Origin of the sequence: Paenibacillus sp. FSL R7-277 (assembly GCF_000517965.1) — a bacterium.
GTDB classification, from domain to species: Bacteria; Bacillota; Bacilli; order Paenibacillales; family Paenibacillaceae; genus Paenibacillus_AQ; species Paenibacillus_AQ silagei.
Window position 1 is genome coordinate 1 of record NZ_ASPX01000019.1, and the last position, 23315, is coordinate 23315.

13 protein-coding genes are annotated in these 23315 nt (G+C 54.6%); 4 read left to right on the forward strand and 9 right to left on the reverse strand.

Annotated features, from left to right (window positions below; translation table 11 throughout):
• The first annotated feature begins 507 nt into the window (after nt 1–507).
• Nucleotides 508–1404, forward strand: a complete 897-nt coding sequence (locus tag C173_RS07830) for an AraC family transcriptional regulator (RefSeq protein WP_036723849.1) — start codon at nt 508–510, stop codon at nt 1402–1404.
• Nucleotides 1405–1509: 105 nt separating this feature from the next.
• On the opposite strand, the gene C173_RS07835 is transcribed toward C173_RS07830, so the two are convergent.
• Nucleotides 1510–3225 (reverse strand): ABC transporter substrate-binding protein, encoded by a 1716-nt coding sequence (locus tag C173_RS07835; protein WP_036723850.1) that lies wholly within the window; start codon nt 3223–3225, stop codon nt 1510–1512.
• Between the two features lie 129 nt (nt 3226–3354).
• Here C173_RS07835 and C173_RS07840 point away from each other — a divergent pair, with 129 nt between their 5' ends.
• Nucleotides 3355–4215 (forward strand): helix-turn-helix domain-containing protein, encoded by an 861-nt coding sequence (locus C173_RS07840; RefSeq protein WP_036723852.1) that lies wholly within the window; start codon nt 3355–3357, stop codon nt 4213–4215.
• Between the two features lie 75 nt (nt 4216–4290).
• Here the strand turns inward: C173_RS07840 and C173_RS07845 are convergent, their stop codons facing one another.
• The 4 genes from C173_RS07845 to C173_RS07860 all read right to left on the reverse strand — a co-directional run bounded on the left by C173_RS07845 (nt 4291) and on the right by C173_RS07860 (nt 9378).
• Nucleotides 4291–5814: a glycoside hydrolase family 43 protein gene (locus tag C173_RS07845; RefSeq protein WP_036723853.1), complete on the reverse strand. Its 1524-nt coding sequence runs from the start codon at nt 5812–5814 to the stop codon at nt 4291–4293.
• A 147-nt stretch (nt 5815–5961) separates the two neighbouring features.
• The gene (locus tag C173_RS07850) at nt 5962–6627 is read right to left on the reverse strand and encodes a serine/threonine protein kinase (RefSeq protein ID WP_036723855.1); all 666 of its coding nucleotides are present in this window, start codon (nt 6625–6627) and stop codon (nt 5962–5964) included.
• Nucleotides 6628–6806: 179 nt separating this feature from the next.
• On the reverse strand, nt 6807–7844 hold the full coding sequence (locus tag C173_RS07855; RefSeq protein WP_036723856.1) for a Gfo/Idh/MocA family protein: 1038 nt from the start codon (nt 7842–7844) through the stop codon (nt 6807–6809).
• 1 nt (nt 7845) lies between these two features.
• Nucleotides 7846–9378 (reverse strand): DUF5605 domain-containing protein, encoded by a 1533-nt coding sequence (locus C173_RS07860; protein ID WP_051477905.1) that lies wholly within the window; start codon nt 9376–9378, stop codon nt 7846–7848.
• A 317-nt stretch (nt 9379–9695) separates the two neighbouring features.
• Between C173_RS07860 and C173_RS07865 the strand changes: the two genes are divergently transcribed.
• Nucleotides 9696–10733, forward strand: a complete 1038-nt coding sequence (locus C173_RS07865; RefSeq protein ID WP_327196441.1) for a LacI family DNA-binding transcriptional regulator — start codon at nt 9696–9698, stop codon at nt 10731–10733.
• Nucleotides 10734–10849: 116 nt separating this feature from the next.
• On the opposite strand, the gene C173_RS07870 is transcribed toward C173_RS07865, so the two are convergent.
• From C173_RS07870 to C173_RS07885, 4 genes are all read right to left on the reverse strand, one after another.
• A complete protein-coding gene (locus C173_RS07870; protein ID WP_036723860.1) occupies nt 10850–16558 on the reverse strand; it encodes a HAMP domain-containing protein in 5709 nt (1902 codons plus the stop codon).
• A gap of 4 nt (nt 16559–16562) precedes the next feature.
• Nucleotides 16563–17792, reverse strand: a complete 1230-nt coding sequence (locus C173_RS07875) for an ATP-binding protein (protein ID WP_036723861.1) — start codon at nt 17790–17792, stop codon at nt 16563–16565.
• Nucleotides 17793–17972: 180 nt separating this feature from the next.
• The gene (locus tag C173_RS07880) at nt 17973–19406 is read right to left on the reverse strand and encodes a PAS domain-containing sensor histidine kinase (RefSeq protein ID WP_036723863.1); all 1434 of its coding nucleotides are present in this window, start codon (nt 19404–19406) and stop codon (nt 17973–17975) included.
• Between the two features lie 78 nt (nt 19407–19484).
• The gene (locus C173_RS07885) at nt 19485–20774 is read right to left on the reverse strand and encodes a hypothetical protein (protein WP_036723864.1); all 1290 of its coding nucleotides are present in this window, start codon (nt 20772–20774) and stop codon (nt 19485–19487) included.
• A 282-nt stretch (nt 20775–21056) separates the two neighbouring features.
• On the opposite strand from C173_RS07885, the gene C173_RS07890 reads away from it, so the two are divergent.
• Nucleotides 21057–22979 carry an ATP-dependent DNA helicase gene (locus tag C173_RS07890; protein WP_235191818.1) on the forward strand — a complete coding sequence of 641 codons (1923 nt, stop codon included), beginning with the start codon at nt 21057–21059 and terminating at the stop codon, nt 22977–22979.
• The last annotated feature ends 336 nt before the right edge of the window (nt 22980–23315 follow it).

Sequence of the window (23315 nt, forward strand, 5' to 3'; positions counted from 1 at the left end):
GGGTTGGGGTTGGGGTTGGGGTTGGGGTTGGGGTTGGGGTTGGGATAAATCCTGCCCATAATGCAACATTCCGCTCCTGAATTCAGCCTTAAACCGGAATTGTTGCACAAAAATCAACATCTGCCCTCCTTCCTGAGGCCAAACGGGGAAATTCCTGCATTTTGTGCAACAATCCGCCCTGCCACCACTGTACCAGAGAATCAAAATTGCAAAATGTGCAACATTTTCATCATCTCAGCATCCCAGCACTGAGCACCGAGCACCGAGCACCGAGCACCGAGCACCGAAGCATCTTAGCATTCCAGCACCCAAGCATCTCGCATTCCCTATATTCAGTCTCTACGGCTCCCAAAAAACTCAATTGCACTTCTTTTGGAAGGGGATATCCCGTTCTAAGCCTTCGAAGGAATACGCTGATGCCTACGAGAAGAGATTGGAAAGTTAGTTGTTGGGCCAGGGTGTCTAACGTTTGGTTTATATACGATCTATTCAGGAGGGGGAAGCGGCATGAATCAAGACCATATCCGCAAGCCGGAAGGGTTTGTGGAGGAGAAGCTGTATGTGCTGCCGGAGTACTGGATGAAGGAATTGGAGCAGGAGGAGCTGACCGCCTCCTTGTTCATTACGGACATTGGTTATTTCCCGAATGCCCGTTATCATTTCAGGGAACGCCTGGAGGGCAGCCCGTCGCATATCTTGATCTTGTGTGAAGCGGGGGAGGGCTGGGTGGAGCTGAATCATGGGGAGCAGATGACCATGCAGCCGGGGGACATGGTCATTATTCCTCCACACACCCCGCACCGGTACGGGGCCATGCAGGAAGAGCCATGGAGCATTTACTGGTTCCATTTCAAAGGAAATCATGCGGACCGGCTGGTGAAGCTGTTCGGATTGTCGGGCGCTCCCCTCGCCCTGGCCCCGAGCGGCAAGGCCCGGCTCATCGAATGGTTCGTTCCTGCCTATGAGCTGCTGGCTGAGCGGACCTACGCCCTGGCTACCCATGTGCACATCGCCCAGACGGCCAGACAGCTGCTCTCCGGCATCGGCATTACGGCAGGCCCATCCGCGCAGGAGAAGAAACGCGGGACGTATCTGGAACAGGCGATCCAGTATATGAACGAACGGCTACACAGCAACCTCACCCTGCCTGAGCTGGCTAAGCAGGTCGGCGTGTCAAAGCAGCATCTGATCTATATCTTCAACGCCGAGACCGGGGTCTCCCCGATCGGGTATTTCCTGCGGCTCAAAATCCAGCGGGCAGGCCATCTGCTCGATCTTACCGAGCTCAGCATTAAGGAGATCGGCTCCGCTATAGGGATCAACGACCCTTATTACTTCTCCAGGCTGTTCAAGAAGATTTCGGGGTTCTCTCCTTCAAGCTACCGGAAGATCCCGAAGGGCTGAATCTGTACTCGAACGAAAAGGGCTTTCAAGGCTAATTTCTTAGCCGCAGAAATGCCCTTTTTGAATATCTCTGAATATCTCTGCCGCGTAAGCTAAGCGGCTCTGCTATTCAATCTCCTTCCCGGTAAACAGCGAGACTCTCGCTTTAACCAGCTCCGTATATTCCTTCTCCATTTTCTCTGCACCCGCTTTATTCAGCTCCGCAATGAAATCGTCGTAGATTTTATCGAAATCGGCTGTGCGGGAGAGGATGGCTTCGGGAATCCTTTTATGGACGATATCCTGCGTCTTTTGATAGATTACCTGATAATCCCCATCTGTCGGCACCGGCATATTGTACAGCGCGCCCCATTCCTTGACCGGGAATTCATCCTCCGCCGGGAACAGGTCTTTCCAGGTTGTTGCGTTATACGCAGCCAGACTCTCCTTCTCCGCACCCGAATATTCGGCCAGAATCTGTTCCGGGAAGTTCGTTGTATAGTAATTACCTGTAGAATCCTTCACACCGTCCCCGTAACGGACTCCCAGCGTGGAATACAATCCCACCCCTGTCGCCTTGGTGAAACTTGCTGCATCGTTGACCTTCTGATCGAGAATGCCGGCAGGGATGACGCGCTTCCCGTTCTCCACATTATAATGCTTGCCTTCGATCCCCCAGTTTCTCAGCACCTGGCCTTCTTCCGAGGAGAGCCAGTCCAGGAATTTAATCGCGCGGACCGGATCTTTACAAGCCGTGGTGATACTGATCCCGTAGCCGTCTACTCCGACAGACTGCATTGCGTGATCCTTGTACTCCTCACTCAGCGTAACCGGGAAGTGGGCGTACGTATATTCGTCTTTGCCCGCAGCCTTCAGGGCGTTCTCCGCATCCTGATACTCCCATTCCACTGAGGTGAGCCCCAGCACCCGGCCGCTGGAGATTTTGGATTTGTACTGGTCATCCTTTTGAACAAAGGATTCCTTGTCGAGCAGCCCTTCATTGTACATACGGTTCAGCCAGCGGAAGTACTCCTTCTCTTCAGGCTTCTTATAATGCAGCATCGTCTCGTACGTCTCAGGGTTCACATAATATTCGCCGTCATTGGTTCCTCCGGTAGTGATATCGCCCTGGTTTGTCACCGTAATCATGATCTTCCAGCCGTCAGCATTGACGGTCAGCGGTATGGTCGGCTGCCCGTCCGTCGTTGGATGCTTAGCCACATACGCCTTGAGGACATTCTCGAAATCCTTCACCGTCCGGACTTCGGGATATCCAAGCTCTTTCAATACGCGGTGCTGAATCTGAAATCCGTTCGTCGCATCGAAGCTCTGTTGATCAATGCCGACATTCGTCGGGATCGAATAGATCGCCTGATTATCCTTGCTGTATTTCATCCGGTTCATGTTCCCATCCATGACTTTCTTTATATTCGGAGCATATTTATCAATCAGCTCGGTCAGGTCGATAATGGCTTCGGCATCCACCAGCTTGCCCAGCTCTCCCTTGGCATAGATCATATCAGGATACTCTCCGCTGGCTGCCATCATTGAGATTTTGTCCTGTCCCCCTCCGCTGCCCACATCATATTCCGCGTTCAGGGTAACACCTGTTTTGGCAACAATCTCCTTGCCGATATCATCCTCCATCCTGTTCCAATTCGGACTGGCATCGGCGCCAAAGAAGGTAAACGTTACGAGAGCTGTATCATTTGCGCTGTTATTTCCGTTCGTTGTATTCTTTGTGTTATTTCCGGCACTGCTGCTGTTGCTGCAGCCTGCCGAAATGAGCAGCATACTTGCCAGCAGACCCATCCCTAATCTTCTTGGCATTTGTTTTTTCATCCGTCTCATCCCCTTTGGTTGAATGCGTTTACAGTTATATTTTAGCGTCACCTTTGGCGGATAACCTTGATTTTCAAGTCGCAGACTAGCATTATATAGACAAATACGTATTTCTGAGGTGGGAGCTTTGTGAGCAATGTATATTTGAACTGGTTCACGGCTGACGAGCATTTTCCTTTTTTTATCCAATATGGCGGGCACGAAGAAGACACCTCCCTCCATCAGCATGCAGACTTCTCCGAGCTTGTCATTGTGCTGAACGGACATGCTGCGCATATCGTCAACGACGAAGAGGCTTTTATCAAGAAAGGCAATGTATTCGTGATTAACGGCGGCACTCCCCATGCCTATAAGGACCCTTATGATTTCAGAATTTGCAACATTATGTACAAATCAGGCATGCTTAAGCTGGCCGGACCGGACTTAAGAACGCTGAACGGCTATCAGGCGCTGTTTGTCTTAGAACCCTTTTACCGCAGCATTAACGCCTATAAAAGCAAAATGAACCTCCCCATCGTCAGCCTGGAGGCAGTCTCATCGCTTGTGGCCGGCATGATTACCGAATATGAACAGAAGCAGCACGGCTATCAGACCATGCTCGCCTCCAAATTCATGGAGCTGGTCGTGTATCTGTCCAGACATTATGACATTCAGGAGAAGGGCGTGGACAACAGCCTGATGCACCTCGCCAGTGCGATCTCCTATATTGAGGATCACTATCATGAACCGGTTACTCTTGATGCCATTGCCGCCAAATCGGATATTTCCGTCCGTCATTTGAACAGGATATTCCAGGCGTATTATCTGACTACACCGATTGCTTATATTCAGCGTCTCCGGCTGGAACATGCATGCTCACTGCTCAAGCAAACCAGACACCCTATTACAGACATCTCCTATAGGTGCGGGTTTAATGACAGTAACTACTTCGCCCGTCTCTTCAAAAAAACGTACGGCAAGTCCCCGAAGGCCTACCGCAATCAGCAGTAGTTGTACAGCAGCCAGGTCCATACGTCGTTTAACGCAAAAAAGAGCAGCATGTCCCAAGGAACTGCTGCTCACACCTTATACCGCCGGCTCATCCAGCGGCTCATAGTCGAACCAGTCATACGCTGCCGGAGCGCCCTGTCCCGTCACGGACGTTGCATACATGGCAACGAATACCCCGGTGAACCCTCCTGAGATTTCGGTGCTGAGATAATGTGTCTCTCCAGCCCCCAGCTCGATCACCCCGGAATCCGGTGCCTCAACCGAGGCTTCTATGCTGCCGGGCAGCGCCTTGATTCTCAGGATGACCGGCCCGTCAGGACACTCCTCCACATGCTCCACCCGGAGTGAACCGACCGTCCGCCGGAACACGGCGGCTCTCCGCCCGCTGACAGAGCGGATCACCAGCTCATAATGATGCTTCTCGTTCTTGTACACTGCAATTCCGGCTTCTTCCCCTTCATGCTGCGGCTCATAATCCAGCTCTGCTGCTATATTGGCCGTGAAGTGGCTGAGGCGGCGGCCCGCAAAGGCAGGTGCGGCGGCTTCATTCAGCGTAGCCTCGTGGCCATGCAGAACGAGATGGCCCGGCCGTTCTTCAAGCGACCAGCTTCCTTCTGCCGGATTACGCAGAAAAGTCCAGTCCAGCCCCAGCCGGGTATCATCGAAATGGTCTCTTACGGGCTTCGCCGGCCAGCGGACTTCCGGCAGCAGCGGCGAGTCCATAACCGGCTCGATGTGGCCGCCGTTCCCGATAACCGGCCAGCCCTCGGATGTCCAGGTTACGGGAGCCAGGAAGCTCTCTCTGCCCAGATGATGGCCCATCGGATAGGAGACCGGACGGATGCCTAAGCACACCGCCCACCAGCTCCCGTCCTGCGCCTCAACCAGATCGGCATGGCCTGTGGCTTGTATGCTGATTGCCGTACTGCGGTTGGACAGAATCGGATTATGGGGACAAGCAGCATACGGGCCATAAGGCTGACGGCTTCTGGCGATGGTCTCCATATGTCCATACTCCGTTCCGCCTTCGGCGATCATCAGATAATACCAGCCGTTCTTCCGGTACAGATGCGGAGCCTCGGGATGAGCGCCGCCCGTTCCTGTCCAGATCAGCACGCTCCCGGTCAGCATTTCCCCGGTCCCGATATCAATCTCGCACTGGTAGATCCCGTTCCCCTGTCCGCCGTCCATGGCGGACTGGAAATATACGCGCCCGTCCTCATCGAAGTACAGGGAAGGATCAATTCCGCTCTGCGCAACCAGATAGGGCTCCGACCAGGGGCCTTCCGGATGCTGTGTTTTGACGAAGAAATTGCCCATCCCGCTTACATTCGTGGTCACCATATAGAACCAGCCGTTATGGTAACGGAGGGTCGGCGCGAATATTCCGCCTGAGCTCCACGAATTCTCCAGCGGCAGCTGTTCTACCGTTGTAAGGCAATGGCCGATCTGACGCCAGTGGACAAGATCCCTGCTGTGAAAGACTGGTACTCCCGGATAATATTCGAATGTGCTGGTTACCAGATAATAATCATCCCCTACCCTGCAGATGCTGGGATCGGGATGGAAACCGGATATGATGGGATTGGTATAGTGCATGAAGCCGCGCTCCTGTCCATTTTCAATTGAATTCTAGGTTCTATATCAATTATATCTGGAATCGCTCTGCCAAACCTTCACTTTCAAGTCACGGGAATAGCAAAATCCAGACATGGCCGCGCTTAGTTCCGTGCAGATGTTATATAGTTACCTTTTCAAATCATTGAAGCCGCTCCGCCTCTGCTTCCGCCGCCGCCAGAACCGGTACCCTCTGCGGACCGTCTCCAGAATCAGGCGCGGAACCGGAAATACCCGGCGGGAAGCCACCGGCTGGTACAACCGGTAATACAGCCGCTTATAATCCTCCCACATGCTGCAGTCGTCATCCTTCAGGAAATCCGAGACATCTACAATCAGTCCCCGCCCGTCCCGGAGCATCACATTCTTGGCATGGATATCATGCGGGCGCAGTCCCCGGGATCTCGCATACTGAAGCGCGTTGTCGATGTCTTCAATAGCCTGTCCGGTAATGAGAATGCCGCGTTGCATGGAATCGTAGAAGGTGACTCCTCCCAGCCTTTTGAGGACCAGGAAATCCGCTCCGGCATAATAGCACTCCGAGAAGGCCGGATGCTGTCCAAGGCGGCAGTACACTTCTGCTTCTTCCTCAATGCCCGGCCTGCCTGGCGCGTAGATCTTCACTGCGAATTCCTCGGCTCCCTGCCGGCAGAAGACAGCCGCATAATTTCCGGTTCCGAGCACACTCCAAGGCTTTGGTACACCGCTGACCTTCACCGGCTCCAGCGGATTCACGCTCTCTATATTAACCTGACCCAGCAGCTCGCCCGTGATCTGCTCCAGCAGCTTGTCCATCCTTCTCACCCCGCAGCTTAAGTTCAGTAATGACTCTATCCACCCAGTGTACGCTATTCCCCGGCGATCAGCCAATCTTGCCGGTAAGCATGGCGAAGAACCGGACAACAGCTCTCCGGCTCTTCGTATATATGAACGTACCTGTACACTCGCCCATTATCCACGCCGCCACCTTGGAGTTAAGCTAAATGAATGACCTCATGCTCCTCCGCACTTCGGTAGGTCCCGAATACAAGCTCCAGCGTCTTCAGATTATCTTCGCCGCTCGTCTGGAATTCCCTGCCAGTGTCCAGGCATTCAATGAAATGCGACTGCAGCCGGTAATGGCTCTCTTCAAAATCAAGGCCGTTATCCTCCGAAATCGCCGTCTCCAGCCCATAGTTATCAATCAGGCTGAGTGTGCCGCTGCTGTACAGCTTAATTGTAGCCTGATCGCCTTCAATAATCAGCTGCTCCTTATGGTCCGGCAGCACCGGAAGAGTTAGCGGGCCGGGCAGATTCTGCCGGGTGGCCCAGCTCATATCCATCAGTCCCATATAGTCCTCATAGCCGAGGGTAATCAGCCCGGCGTCCTCTCCGGCAATATACGGACTGACCTTCCGGGTCTCTGCATACAGCCGCTTAGGCTCCCCGAACAGAAACCGCCATGTATCATACCAGTGAACCCCCATCTCATAGAACAGCAGCTTCGGCATCTCCCGGAAGAACGGCTGCGGAAGCTCATTCTCCGGGGCAAACCGCGGTGAATAATAATCCGTGTGGATATAGCGGATCATCTGGAGCCGTCCTGCAGCTCCGCGATCCAGCAGCTTGCGGATGGCCTGAATCGGCTGCAGCCAGCGCCAGTTCTCTGTAACCATCAGCCGGACGCCCGCAGCACGGGCCGTTTCCACCATCTCACAGGCTTCCTCCATGGAGCGGGCAAAAGGCTTTTGGCACAGGATGTGCTTCCCGGCCCGTGCGGCCAGTCCGACCAGCTCAGGGTGAGTATCCGGCGCAGTAATAATATCTACTATATCCAGCTCCGCAGAAGACAGCATGTCTTCCAGCGTAGAGTACAGCATGTCCCCGGGAATCCCGTATGCCTCCCCCTTACTGTGCAGCTTAACCGAATCCAGGTCGCACAGGCCTTGAATCTGAACGCCAGGGATACGCTGCCATGCCTGCAAATGCTTGTCCGACCAATACCCGGCGCCCACAACACCAACCTTCCACATCTTATTTCGCCTCCAGGTCATGCTCATCGAGCAGACGCGTCATTCTCACCGCCATATATGTCCGTCCCGGCAGATCGACCCTGAAGGTTCCCTGATAGCTGCCCGCAAGCTCCTCCACCGTCATGTTCCAGGTATCCAGCAGCTCCACCTTATAGCGGAACTCCGGGTTCATCGTGAACTGGCGGAACTTCGGCCGGTTGAATCCGAAATAATAGAGAACATATTCATCCTCCACCCCGGCTCTGGGCAGATCCCACTCCGAAGGCAGCGGGTTCAGACCCTCAGAAGGCCCTTCTTCCAGCACGCGGCGCAGAAAAGCAATCCGCTCAGGGCTCGTACCATACAGCCGGCCGCCCTTGGCCCACCAGAGCTTATCCTCCGGGTGCAGATAGGTTTCCCCATGTCCGACATACCCTCCACGGACCGCACCTTCCCAGAAACGGCGGACCATCTCTTCCCCGGTAATATTCCCCCAGCCATGCTCGACATTGCCCTCGTAGGCACATTCATCGATCACGACAGGCTTATTCCAGCGCCGTCTCCATTCATCCGTATGCTCAGAGGTCTTGTAAGCATCCACACGCTGAATGCTACAATGCGTAACCCAGGGCTGGTTGAAATCATAGAAGGCAATGCCATTGTGATTAGAGATCAGGTGCCCGTAAGGATCATACGACGTTACAATGTGGGCATACCGCTCCCAATCAGCCAGCACCTTGTTGCTCATGAAGTCATATTCATTGGCCAGCGACCACCAGACATGACGGTACGCCGAGAGCCTGGCTACAAGGTACCGGAGATAGCGGTCATCCGCCTCCTTGCCCATATCCGCGAAGCCCCAGCGGTCATACGGATGGAACAGGATCAGGTCGGCCTCGATGCCCAGCTCCCCAAGATCTGCAATCCGCTCCTCCAGATGCCGGAAGAACGCCGGGTTGAACCGGCTGTAATCCCAGCCTGCTCGGGCCGAGCCTTCATAGGGATAGTACTCCGGTTCATTCTCGTTATAGGAGTAGGACTTCGGGAACACGCACATTCTTATTTTGTTAAAAGAAGACGCTTTCAGCGTGTCCAGCGTCTGGCGCTCCATCTCATCCCCCTGATGGGTCCAGGCGTAGCAGGTCGTGCCGACAGGAAGATAGGGCGTTCCGTCCGCATAGGCAAAATGAAAAGTATTCCGCACCCGGACCGGACCGTGATTCCCGCCTGCCGCAGCCGTGCATTCCAGTCCCCCTTCAAGCTCATGCAGCGCAGGCTCATTGCTGCTGGTCCGGAACGTCCACTTCCCCTGATGCTCTGGCATGAAGCGGATGCGATATACCCCGTCTCCATCATAGAAGCCCAGAACAAGAACCGAACGTTCTCCCATCGAAAATTCCGCCTGCAGCGCTACCTCCGTAAACGGATTGCCCCCGGCAGGACCTCCTTGCAGTACAATTTCACATACGCCCCACTGTGAAGTCTGGTCAGGCACCGATACGGAGACCCTCCCCTGGAATGCTTCAGCCTGCCCTGCTTCCTTCGGATTAGCCATAAGTCCTGCTCCCTTCTGTATGAATCCTAAGATATACAAATAGCAACATCAAACTAAACAAAAACTAAACAAAACTAATATCACTAACTATAAATTTATTATAAAGCAATCCTACAACACCTTCATGCCATCGTCAACGTTCTTATTCAAGCTAAAAAACAGCTTTTTCAACTATTATATTAACCTCGATTATATGCCAAATTCACTAAACATAACTAAACAAAAATACAAATTACGCTTCATTGCTAAAATTAGCGCCTTCCCTTACACTAAACATACTTAAGCTACGATGCTGAATGGAGGTCTTGTCATTGAATATGGAGGAGCTTGCCCGGCTGGCCGGGGTCTCCAAAGGGGCCGTCTCGCTGGCGCTGAACGGAAAGCCGGGGGTCGGGCCGGAGACACGCGGGCGAATCCTGCGCCTGGCGGAGACCTACGGATACACCGGCAGGGGAAGAGCAGCGGCCGCCGAAGCGAACGCCACCACCCTGCGGTTCCTGGTGTTCACCAATGCCGGACTGGTTCATGAGGAGTATTATCAGCAGCCCTTCTTCCGGGAGCTGATTCATCATATCGAGGAACGCTGCCGGATGGGGGGCTACAGTCTGATGTTCTCCGCGCTTGAAGAGAAGAACTATGAGCAGGGCATTCAATCAGTGATGGAGGAGCCTACCAGCGGCGTGATTCTGCTCGGGACCAGCCTGGATGCGGCCAGAATAGCCGATATCTCGGACAAGCTGCCCGGCTTAATCGTGCTGGACACCTGCTTCGATGCGCTGCCAGTCCATTTTGTCGAGATCAACAATTATATGGGGGCTTATCAGGCAGGCACCTATCTGACCGGCCACGGGCACCGGAGAATCGGTTATATCGCATCCGAGGAGCGGATTCATAACTTCGGGGAACGGCAGCGCGGGTTCATGGACGCCATGGCGGAGGCGCGGGTGGAGATTCCCCGGAGCAGCCTGCTGGCGGTGCCGCCTACTTTGTTTTCCTCCCAGGGGCCGTTAAGGGACAAGCTGCAGCACCTCAGGGACAGCGGCCAGCCTTTTCCCACCGCCTTCTTCTGTGAATGTGACTACATCGCCATCAGCGCGATCAAGGCGCTCAGCGAGCTGGGCTTCTCCGTCCCGGAGGATGTATCCGTCATCGGCTTCGATAATATCAATGAATCGCAGATTGTAGCCCCGGAGCTGACCACGGTTCATGTAGAGAAAGAACGGATGGCCGCATGGGCAGTCGATCTGTTCACCGCTTCTCTTCACCGGCAGCCCGCAGTCAGCACCAAGGTCAAAGTCGACACCCTCTTGATCGAGAGAGCTTCCTGCCGGCGGCTCGAACCCTCTGCGGATTAATAAGCTACATTCACAGCCTATTTGCAAAAAAAAGGAGCCAGCCCTAACCGCATCATCGCGGCTAAGGGGTTGGCTCCTGTTCCTGTCTGTATAGCATGGGTCCTAATCTTCTTGCTCTATTCGTCCAGCCAGGTACGCATCATCGATAACAGCTGTCCGCTGTTCACCGGCTTGGTAATATAATCCGAGCAGCCTGCTTCCAGGCACAGCTCCCGGTCACCTTTCATCGCCTTGGCAGTAAGCGCAAGAATCGGGAGGTCCCTCCACTCCGGCTTCTCCCGGATCGCCCGGGTTGTCTCGTAGCCGTCCATTCCCGGCATCATGATGTCCATCAGGACAATTCCGATATCCGGTGTCTGCTCCAGCAGCGTGATCGCATCCTGGCCGTTCTCCGCAGGGATCACCTTCATCTGATGACGCTCTAGAATAGAGGTAAGCGCAAAGATGTTGCGGATATCATCATCCACGACAAGCACCTTTTTATACTCGATCATCTCATCCGATTGATACAGCTTCACCAGCTTGTCTCTGGAGAGCGGCGGCAGATCCTCTGCCTTGCGGTGCAGGGCGAGGGTCGTTTCATCAATCAGCTGGGCATCCGACTTCACCTCTTTGAGCACTGCCATCTTCGCCAGCTCGTCCCATTCGGTTTCTTCCTCCGGCGTCAGCTTCCGGTTCATCTGCACCAGCACGGGAATTCTTTTGTTCCTGGCGTTCTTGTACATCTCCCGGAGGAAGCGGATCAGATTCATGTCTGCCAGGCTGCTGTCCAGCACGATCGCATCGAACGACTTGCTGTTCAACTGGTTCAAGGCTTTGCGCCCGGTCTCTACGGCGGTGAGTGTTAGATCAGGATTGTCCAGCAGCTCGGCTATATGCTTGCGCTCCTGTTCATCCTGGACGGCGACCAGCAGATTAGCCGTGGTGTGATCCGCGAACCGGTTCAGCCGGTCCAGCGCATTCTCCAGCTCCTCATTGGTCACGGGCTTGCGGAAGTAGTCGTAAGCCCCCTTCTGCAGCAGCTGCACCTCGTCTTCATCCACGGTCATTACGCAGACCGGAATATGCCGCACCCCGATATCGTTTTTGAGCTGCTGAAGCACCAGCCAGCCGTCCGTATCTCCGCCAAGATGCAGATCCAGCGTGATGGCCGACGGCTGGTATTTCTGAACCAGCTCCAGGACATCCCAGCCGCTGGTGGCGATAACCGCTTTGATTCCTTTTTTGTGGAGCATCCCCAGAATGATCTCGTTGAACTTCTGGTCATCCTCAATGATCAGGAACACCCGGTCTCCCGGTTCAATCCCATCGCGGTCATCCGCGAAGGGCTCCTCTTCCGGCTTGACAAGGCTGCTTCTGCGTTTGGCCGGGGTAATGTCAATGACCTCCGGAACATGAACCTTCGGAGGCTCCAGTTCAGTGAATTCCGCATCTGTCGGCAGGTACAGGTTAAATACGCTTCCCTTGCCCACTTCGCTGTACAGGCTAATCTCTCCGCCGAGCATCTCGGCGATCTCGCGGGAGATGGCAAGCCCGAGACCCGTTCCGCCGTATTCCCGGTTCGTACTGCCGTCCGCCTGCTGGAACGCTTCGAAGATAATCTGCTGCTTCTCCGCCGGAATGCCGATTCCCGTATCACTTACCGAGAAGCAGATTACGGTGGTGGCCCGCTCAAGCGACTCCTTATCCGGGTGCCACCCGTCAGCCGCTTTGCGGATCTGCAGCATAATCTGCCCCTGCTCGGTGAATTTGAAGGCGTTCGACAGCAGGTTCTTCAGGATTTGCAGCAGACGCTTGGAATCCGTGGCGATACTGGCCGGTACACCGGGATCAATCTTGATCCGGTAGTCGAGCTTCTTGGCATTCACCATATGGCGGAAAGAACGGTCCAGCCCGTCCGTCAGCTCCGCCAGCGAGACTTCGCTGAAATCCGGCGTGATCGTGCCGGATTCGATTTTGGACAGATCGAGGATATCATTAATCAGGTTCAGCAGTTCCAGCCCGGAATCCTGTATCGTCTTGGCGAACTTCACCTGCAGCTCATGCAGATTCTCATCCGGATTCTCGGCCAGCTGTTCTGCCAGAAGCAGCAAGGAATTGAGCGGCGTGCGCAGCTCATGGGACATGTTAGCCAGGAATTCGGATTTGTACTTGGAGGTAAGGGCAAGCTGCTCCGCCTTCTCCTCCAGGTAACGCTTGGCCACCTCCACCTCATGGTTCTTGCTCTCCACCTCCGCCTTCTGGAGTACGAGCAGCTTCGCCTTATCCTCCAGCTCGTCATTCGTGCTCCGCAGCTCCAGCTGCTGCTTCTGCAGCTCCTCGGTGAGCGACTGGGACTGGATAAGCAGCTCCTCCGTACGCTGGTTCGCCTGCATCGTGTTGATCACACTGCCGATGGATTCCGTAAGCTGATCCAGGAAGGCGATGTCGATATCGCTATAAGGCCGGAAGGTCGCCAGTTCCAGAATCGCCAGCACCTGATCCTCGAAGATGATCGGCAGCAGAATGATATTAAGCGGCGTTGCTTCGCCCAGCGCGGACGAGATCATCACATAGTCGCCCGGAACATTGGTCAGCAGAATCCGTTGCTTCTCAATCAGGCACTGGCCGACCAGCCCCTGCCCCGCCCGGAATTCATTCGCCAGATGCTTGCGGTTCTGATAGGCATAGCTGGCGAACAGCTTCAAGACCGCTTCCCCGCCGGAGGGTTCATTAATGTAGAAGACGCCATGCTGCATCGATACCAGCGGAGCCAGCTCGGACAGGATCATCCGGCTGACCGCATACAGATCGCGTTGCCCCTGGAGCATCCGCGAGAACTTGGCCAGATTGGTCTTCAGCCAGTCCTGCTCGGTGTTGATCCGGGTCGTCTCCTTCAGATTACGGATCATCTCGTTAATGTTATCCTTGAGCGTGGCAACCTCCCCGGAGGCGGACACATCAATTGCCCGTGACAGATCGCCGTTAGTCACTGCGGTAGCCACATTGGTGATGGCCCGCACCTGTGTGGTCAGCGTACTCGCCATGTAATTGACGTTGTCCGTCAGATCACGCCAGGTACCCGCGGCTCCCGGCACACTGGCTTGACCGCCCAGCTTCCCTTCGGCTCCAACCTCGCGGGCCACGGTAGTCACCTGATCAGCGAAGGTGGCCAGCGTCTCGATCATGTTATTGATCGTATCCGTCAGCTCGGCAATCTCGCCCTTGGCCTCCACCGTCAGCTTCTGCTTCAGGTTCCCGTTCGCTACCGCCGTCACGACCTTGGCGATGCCGCGCACCTGATCGGTCAGATTGGTGGCCATAATATTCACGTTGTCGGTCAGATCCTTCCAGATCCCCCCGACACCGCGCACCTGGGCTTGTCCGCCCAGCTTCCCGTCCGTGCCGACCTCGCTCGCTACACGCGTTACCTCAGAGGCGAACGAATTCAGCTGATCCACCATCGTATTGATCGTGTTCTTCAGCTCAAGCAATTCGCCTTTGACATCCACCGTAATCTTCTTGGACAGATCCCCGTTCGCTACCGCCGTGGTTACACCGGCAATGTTGCGCATCTGAATCGTCAGGTTGCTCGCCATGAAGTTGACCGTATCGGTCAGATCCTTCCAGGTGCCGGACACATCCTTCACCTCGGCCTGCGCGCCCAGCTTGCCGTCCGTACCCACCTCGCGCGCTACACGCGTCACCTCGGAGGCGAAGATGGAGAGCTGATCCACCATCGTGTTGATCGTATTTTTCAGTTCCAGAATCTCGCCCTTGACGTCTACGGTGATCTTCTTGGACAGGTCGCCCTTGGCTACCGCCGTGGTCACATCTGCAATATTACGCACCTGGTCCGTCAGATTGCGGGCCATGTTATTTACGCCTTCGGTCAAGTCCTTCCAGGTGCCGCCGACTCCCTTCACCTGCGCCTGGCCGCCGAGCTTGCCGTCTGTACCGACCTCGCGCGCTACACGCGTCACCTCGGAGGAGAACATGGAGAGCTGGTCGACCATCGTATTGATCGTGTTCTTCAGCTCCAGAATTTCGCCTTGCACATCCGCAGTGATTTTCTTGGACAGGTCCCCGTTCGCCACCGCTGTCGTTACGACCGCGATGTTGCGCACCTGATTCGTCAGGTTGGACGCCATATAGTTCACGCTCTCGGTCAAATCGCGCCAGGTCCCGGCTACGCCCTTCACCTGCGCCTGTCCGCCCAGCATCCCTTCAGTGCCGACCTCACGCGCCACGCGCGTCACCTCGGAGGCGAAGATCGACAGCTGCTCCACCATAGTGTTAATGGTGTTCTTCAGCTCCAGAATCTCGCCGGTCGCATTCACCGTAATCTGCTTCGACAGATCCCCCTTCGCCACGGCAGTCGTCACTTCAGCGATATTGCGCACCTGATCCGTCAGCGTCCCCGCCATGAAGTTCACGCTGTCGGTCAGATCCTTCCAGGTCCCGGAGACTCCCTTCACATCGGCCTGTCCGCCGAGAATTCCTTCCGTAGATACCTCGCGCGCCACACGCGTGACCTCGGAGGCGAAATTGCTGAGCTGGTCCACCATGATGTTAATGGTGCTTTTCAGCTCCAGAATCTCGCCCTTCGCATCGACGGTAATCGTCTTCGACAAGTCGCCCTTGGCTACCGCCGTGGTCACTTCCGCGATATTGCGCACCTGATTCGTTAAGTTGGACGCCATATAGTTGACGCTTTCGGTCAAATCCCGCCAGGTGCCGGACACGCCCTTCACATCAGCCTGCCCGCCGAGAATCCCTTCCGTACCCACCTCACGCGCCATCCGGGTCACCTCGGAAGCAAAGGTCGATAACTGATCCACCATGATGTTGATCGTGTTCTTCAGTTCTAGAATTTCGCCCTGCACATCAGCGGTAATCTTCTTCGACAGATCGCCGTTGGCCACCGCCGTGGTCACGACCGCGATGTTCCGCACCTGGTTCGTCAGGTTGGACGCCATATAGTTGACGCTCTCGGTCAAATCCCGCCAGGTGCCGGAGACATCCTTCACATCGGCCTGTCCGCCGAGCTTGCCTTCGGTCCCGACCTCGCGCGCCACCCGGGTCACCTCAGAGGCGAACATGGAGAGCTGGTCCACCATTGTGTTGATCGTATTCTTCAGCTCCATGATTTCGCCGCGCGCATTGACCGTAATCTGCTTCGACAGATCGCCGTTTGCTACCGCCGTTGTCACCGCTGCGATGTTGCGCACCTGATCCGTAAGATTCGTCGCCATGTAATTGACGCTGTCGGTCAGATCCTTCCAGGTGCCGGAGACCCCCTTCACATCAGCCTGTCCGCCCAAAATCCCTTCGGTACCCACCTCACGCGCCACGCGTGTAACCTCAGAGGCGAACGTGCTGAGCTGATTCACCATCCTATTGATATTGCTTGCCGTCCGCTGAAACTCGCCGGTAAGCGGCCGTCCTTCAATCGCCAGCTCCACCTGCTGAGACAGATCGCCCTTGGCTACGGCATTAATGACCCGGACCATCTCGCTGGTCGGCTGAATCAGGTCAATGACCAGTCCGTTCAAGGAATCGGTCACCGTCTCCCAGGACCCGCCCAGATTCTTTTGCACGAACCGTCTGGACAGGTTCCCTTCTTTGCCGACCACTCTGGCCACCGTCTGAACCTCGTTCACCAGGCTCTCCTGAATCTCCATAATCTCGTTGAACGTATCCGCTACCTTACCGGCGATTCCCGTCCGGTCATACGGCATCCGGTGGGAGAAATTGCCCTTCTTCATCGCCATCAAGGCGCTCAGCAGTTCACCGGCGTCTATTCCATCGCCCTGGTTTTCTTTGATTTGGTTGTCATCGCTCATAGTATCAACCCTGCCCCTTATTCAGCACGTATTTTTGCTCCAATCCAAGATGCTCACGAACGACAATTGTAAAAACAAACGTAGCCCCGGGCTCCTCCGATGGCTCGACCCGGATGCTTCCGCCCATCAGCTCCACCAGAGCTTTGCTGATCGATAAGCCAAGCCCCGTGCCTTCGAACCTGCGTGTGGTAGAGGCATCGAGCTGGGAGAAGGGCTGGAACAGCTCGCCGATTTTATCCGGGGGAATCCCGATTCCTGTGTCTCTGATTGTGAATTCAAGTGTAAGCTTCTCTGCCAGTCCCTCCAGCTTGTTAACCATTATGTATACACTGCCTGCATGGGTGAACTTCACGGCATTGCCTACGAGATTATTCAGCACCTGACGGAGGCGGTTCACATCTCCCACCAGATCAGGCGGCACAGCAGGATCAATCTCCACTACCATGTCAAGCTTCCGCTCACGGATCTTAGCAGTGAACAGAGCAATAGTCTCACTCAGGCAGTCCTGCAGAGAGAACGGCGCATCTTCCACCACCAGCTTCCCGGCTTCCAGCTTGGAATAATCGAGAATGGGATTGATCACCGACAGAAGGGCATTACTGCTTGTATGGATAATCCCCGCCATCTCACAATATTCCTCCGGCAGATCAGAGGCGAGCAGCAGATCAGACATCCCGATGATCCCGTTCAGCGGCGTGCGGATCTCATGACTCATCATCGCCAGGAATTCAGATTTCACCTTGGAGGCAACTTCTGCCGCTTCCTTCGCTTCCCGAAGCTCCTGATTCGTCTTCTCCAGCTGCCGCGCCTGCTGCTTCAGCATTTCGCTCTGGAGCTGCAGCGTCTTATTCGCTTCATACATGCTGACATAGCCCTCAATCTTGGACTTGAACAGCTGCGGGACGAAGGGCTTCGTCATGTAATCCATCGCACCCACAGAGTAACCTGCGAAGATATCCTCCATCGTTGTACTGTTAGCGGACATGAAAATAATCGGCACCACATGATTCTTCTCCCGGGTACGGATAAGGCGCGCCGTCTCCAGCCCGTCCATATCCGGCATTTGCACATCCATCACAATGACGGCGAATTCCTCCTCCAGCAGACAACGTAAAGCTTCAATCCCGGAATAGGCCCGAAACAACCGGTAAGGCTCTCCGCTGAGAACGGCCTCAAGGGCAAGCAGATTCTCGGGATGATCGTCTACGAGCAGGATGTTGACCGGAAAATCCATGAGAACCCTCACTTTCCAGCTTGTAGCATGCCTTGCGTTTATATTTCGAAAATATAGCTTATATACCCAAAATTTCAAATAACGAAACCCCATTATTCTTATTGTGAACTTTCCCTGAGCGCAGATAATCAAAAGAGCAGCGGGGTCTGGTCTGACCTCACTGCTCCGTTTGGATACCGCTTATGTATGTTGTAATTCATGAAGCAATGGCATCGTAATCTCAACTATTGTTCCCGTCGGCTGGTTGGTTTTGAACTGTAGAGTCCCCTTATGATTATGGATAATTTTCTTACTGATCATAACACCTAATCCATTCCCTCCGGATTTGGTCGTGAAGAACGGAGCACCGATCTGCTGCAGAAGCTCTGCCGGTATGCCCGGCCCGGTGTCGATGATGCGAATAATGGCTGTATGCTCCTCATGTTTCAGCTCCAGCGTAATTTCTGCTCCGTGCGGGCTTGCTTCTATCGCATTTTTCAGCACATTGATGAACACCTGCTTCAGCTTGTTAACCGCGCACCGGACAGGCAGGCTGTCGAGATCCGTGTGCATGACAATTTCGTTATCTGTCATATGCGCCTGCGCATTCAGCAGGACAATCACCTGTCCGAGCAGCCGGACCAGGTTACAGTCTGCCAGCTCGGACGGCATTTCCTTGCCCAGCAGCAGCAGCTCGCTGATGATTGAATTGATCCGGTCCACCTCTGACAGGATGATCTCGTGCAGCTCCCTGTTCATCTTGGAGCGGGAATACAGCAGCTGGACGAACCCGCGGATGCTGGTCAATGGATTGCGGATTTCATGGGCAATGCCTGCGGACAGCTCACCGATCATGGACAGGCTTTCGCTATACCTCAGGAACTCTTCCGTTTTTTTTCGTTCGGTCATATCGCGGGTAATCGAGATTACCAGTTGGCGGCCATTCAGCCTGAACGGCTTCGCACTGATCTCCACCGGAATTTCCCTTCCATCCTTCGTAACCTCAACCCATTCTACGAACATTCCTTCTCCGCTAAGAATGGACCCGAACATCTTATTCACCTCCGGCACCATAGCTTCTGCGGCAATAGAGCGCGGGGTCTTGTCCAGCAGCTCATGGCGTGTGTAGCCCAGCATCCGGCAGCCCGCTTCGTTCACATCCAGGAACTTCGAAGGCTTGCCCTCCTCATCCTGCTCATAAATGAAAATGGGATCGTTCGCTTCATTAAACAGCTTGTAATATTTCAGCTCTGAGAACTTGATCTCCGTTACATCCCGTAGTACACATACATATGCTGTAATGCGTCCTTCCGGATCTTTTACAGGGGAAATAGTTATCTTGACACTGATCAGCTCTCCGTTCCGCTTAATCCGGAAGGTATCGAGGGCAAACAGAGGCATCCCCCGATCGATGAAATTATACATCTGGTTAAGCTCGTCCCTGAGCTCCGGGGGAACATGGGGGAAATCATGGAGGTTCAATTCCTCTGTTGACCAGCCGTACAGCTCCACGAATTTGGAATTGGCGTAACTCACTTTTTTGTCCATACCCAGAATGTAAATCGGGTCCGGGCTGTGCTCGGCAAAAGAATACAGTGAATAATGCATCATCTGATGAACTGAGAAACGACTCATATATCAGCTCCCGCAGCCAGTTTATTTTTCATTCCATGGTAGCACTTTACCCGTAACTTATCTGTGACAAAAGCAGGCTCAGGTCTGCTGGTAATTCACCGCTGTAATCAGGCACTCCCGGCATAGAAAAGCATAATAAATTCCCTCGTCCTCCGCCACCTGGCCCATATCCGCCTGCGCCGCAAAAGTCATCGTCTGTGCGCAGCAGGGACAGGCCGGATAGTCCGCATCCTGAATCCAGGCCGGATGACCTCCGATCTGCGAGGCCGGTGCCTCCAGAACCCAGTATGCACTCTCATAAGTACCTGCCGGCTGTTCCGACAGCTGCATTACATGCCACGTGTTGAACGCCAATGCTCCTCCAGTATTGTCAGGCAGATATCCAGGAACAACATTATATTCACTCCATGCATACCCGCCCTCCAGATCAGCCTTCATATATACAGTGCCATAACAGTTGCAGTGCATACAGGCTGCAATTCTTAGTCGCTTGCCGGGAAGCTCCATGAACCTAACCTGCGGATGCTTCAAATCGTAATCAAATAAAACGGTTAGCGCACCTCCGCACCAAGGACAGGCGTGCGTTCCTGCCTGGAGCATTTGAACAGCCGCCGGAGCACCGGGCGCTTCCAGAGTGTCTTCCCTGCTTACCAGGAAGGGGTAACATTCAGGATGATACAGCTGCTTTTTGCCGCCTCCGGCATCCAGCTCCCAGCCCGCTTCACGGGCATACATCTCGGGAGCTATATATAACGCTGACGCCCACTCCGGCGGGGACTGACGCCATGCCGCGAACAGCCTGACCACCTCTTCATCGCCAATCCAGGCCAGCGCCAGCAGCAGCAGATTACGGTTAACCGGATCGGACTCCACCTGAGCAATGAGCCTGTCCCTGACCTGCGCGTCAGCATCCTTGAAGAGGATCGCGGGCGAATAATTCCCTGTGTGGAGGAGCATTTCCAGACCCGGCCCAAGCCGTGTATCCGTGAAGCAGAGGAGTGACACCAGCACCGTCTCCGCCTGGTCTATATCCTCTTCTTCTAATAAATGAACGGCGTAGCTCTCCATCCGCCCTCTCTCTTCCTCCGTCAGTCCGTGATACAGCTCTTGTGCGGTCCGGGGGTAAGGGACTTCCTTGATCAGCGGATCAGGCTTACGCGGGCTGTGCATCATGGTGAGAATTTCAACCGGATCATGGATACCGGCGTACCTGTTCACCTCTTTACGGTTCTGCTCAATATAAGCTTGTCTCTCCTCTGCAAGCTTCCGCTGCTGGCAGGGCATACAGATCCCCCCGGTCTTCAGTGCGGTTGCAGGAAGAATGCTTCCCGTGCAGCCCGGGGTCTGACAAGGCAGACGTTCGCTCATATGTTCTCTCTCCCTTCATGATCAGTACGCAGACTATGATTTTATTAACATTATAAGATAGCGGACTTCCGGGATGCCAGCAGACGGATTCCGCCTTTACCCTTGACTGTTCGCCCGCTATCTAAGATAATAACAACCTCTGCCGTAATCCATGAAGGACAAGACTATCATTGACAAGGAAAAGGGGCGGTCGTCATCAGCTGGTTAAATGATCTCTACAAATTACAGAAGCAGGAGCCGGCCAAAAACGCCGAGCCTGCCCTGGTCAATGCCATCTTCCGTATGTATGACCGGTTCAAACGGCTCGGTCTCACCGAACGGCTCGGCCAGCAGGATATGTCGCTGGATATTGCCGACGCTTATGTCCATGGCCGAAATGCCATGATTGAAGCCGGAGTCGGTATCGGCAAATCCTTCGCCTACCTGATTCCCGGCTTGCTCATCAACCAGCTCTCCCGGCAGCCGGTCATTATCGCCACCTCGTCCATCCAGCTCTCCGAACAGATCCATAAGGATCTGCGGTTCATCGGCAGCCGGCTCGGCTTCTCCATGGTCCGCTCTGTAGTCGGCAAGGGCATGGGGCAATATGCCTGCCGGTACCGGGCAGCGGACCTGTTCCCGTCCGGGGAGTCCGGCTCCCCGCTCACTGTAATGGCAGAACGTATCCTGAATGCAGAAATCAACGAGCGGGCAGATCTGAAGGGCGGAGTCAGTGATGCCTTATGGTCTAACGTGTGTGTGACAGATTGTAAGTTCGAGCACTGCCACTACAAGCATACCTGCGCCTTCTACGACATGCGGGCCAAGATCAACGCCGGCCCAGGCGAGATGGATATCATCATCGTGAACCAGGACCTGCTGATCCGAGACCTGATCAAGAAAAAGGAAGGGACCAAAGGCCTGATCACCGAGCGGCCTGCTCTGATCATTATAGATGAAGCGCATAATCTGGAAGCCAAGGTCAGGGATGCCCAGACGCTCGAATTCACCTTCCGGCAGATCTCCCGGGTGCTGGAGGATGCCATGCAGCTTCTGTTCAAGCAGTCGGCGGACCGCAGCCTGATGAAGTCCTGCCAGTTCGTTCGGCGATGTGCCAAAGAGCTGTTCAGACAGATCGAAGCGGACCTGCTGCACTCGGCCAAGCAGGACACTGACCGGATTAAAGTATCAGCCATTACGGGAGTCCCGCTGCAGCAGGCCGTGAAGATTTTGCAGGAGTTCCGCCTCAGTCTCTCGGTGCTGACCTCCCGGCATGAGCGGGAGATTGATAATACCTTCGAAGCGGTTAACGGAATGATTGTCCTCTTCCAGGTGCTGGCCGGGACGGAGGACAACTATCTGCTCTGGGCCAGCCAGCCCCGGGGAGAAGCTACCGTCAGCATCTGCCCCAAGGGGATCAGCCAATTCCTGAAATACAGTCTATTTAGCGGCAAGACCTCTGTCATCCTCACCTCCGCAACCCTCAGCCAGTCCGGCGGTACGCTGGAGGAACAATACGCTTATCTCTCCCGTTCGCTGGGCTACAGAGGGGAGTATATGGAGCGTCAGGCTTCACCGTTCGATTACGACAACCATACGATGATGTATATTGCCAAAGACGTTCCTTACTATAACCACCATAACCGGGAAGCTTATCTGGAAGCGGCGTATAAGGAGCTGCTGCGGCTGTGCAATGTAACGGACGGGCGGACGCTGGTGCTTTTTTCGGCCAAAGAGGATATGAAGTACATTCACAAGAAGCTGAGTGCGGAGAAGCTGAACTGGGCGCTGCATATGCAGCGGGAAGGCTCGTCGCAGGACGGGGTGATCGCTGAGTTCCGGGCGAGCAAAGGCGTGCTGCTGAGTACCGGCGTGTTCTGGGAAGGCGTGAATATCGAGGGTGCAGATCTGTCGCATCTGATCGTCTTCCGGCTGCCGTTCCCGGTTCCGGCTGATCCTGTCTACGAATACAAGGCTGCGCAGGCGAAGAATCCGCTCATGGAGGTCTACGTGCCGGACATGCTGCTGCGCTTAAGACAAGGTACCGGGCGCCTGATCCGCAGCGAGACAGACCTCGGTGTACTCAGCATCCTGGATTCCCGCCTGGCGGCTGGAGCCCGTAACCCGTACCGGGAGCAGGTCCTTGCAGCCCTGCCATTCACCAAGGTGACGGAGGAGTTCGGGGTGCTGGAGAGGTTTGTGCGTGAGAAGGGAATTCATCGGTGATGAGGGACGGAATGGCAGGTTGGAGTGCTGAGACGTATGTGCCTATTGCACTTTGTACATTAGATCGAGCTATAAAACTACCCTTCTAGCCTTTCTACTGTATTATGTACAGCAGAATTTAGAGATTTTGCCCATATTGGGCCTCTCTCCAGTATTCTACTGTACTAAATACAATAGGGACTATTTTTAGAGGTGTTTTATGAATTTCTATTGCACATAGTGCAATCACCACTGGACTACTGGACTACCCGCTCGATTTCTTCACCAGCCAGCCCGCTTCCAGCCGATCCAAAGGGATTTTCCCTTTTCATTTCAGCTCCCAGCCAGTCAGCCTGC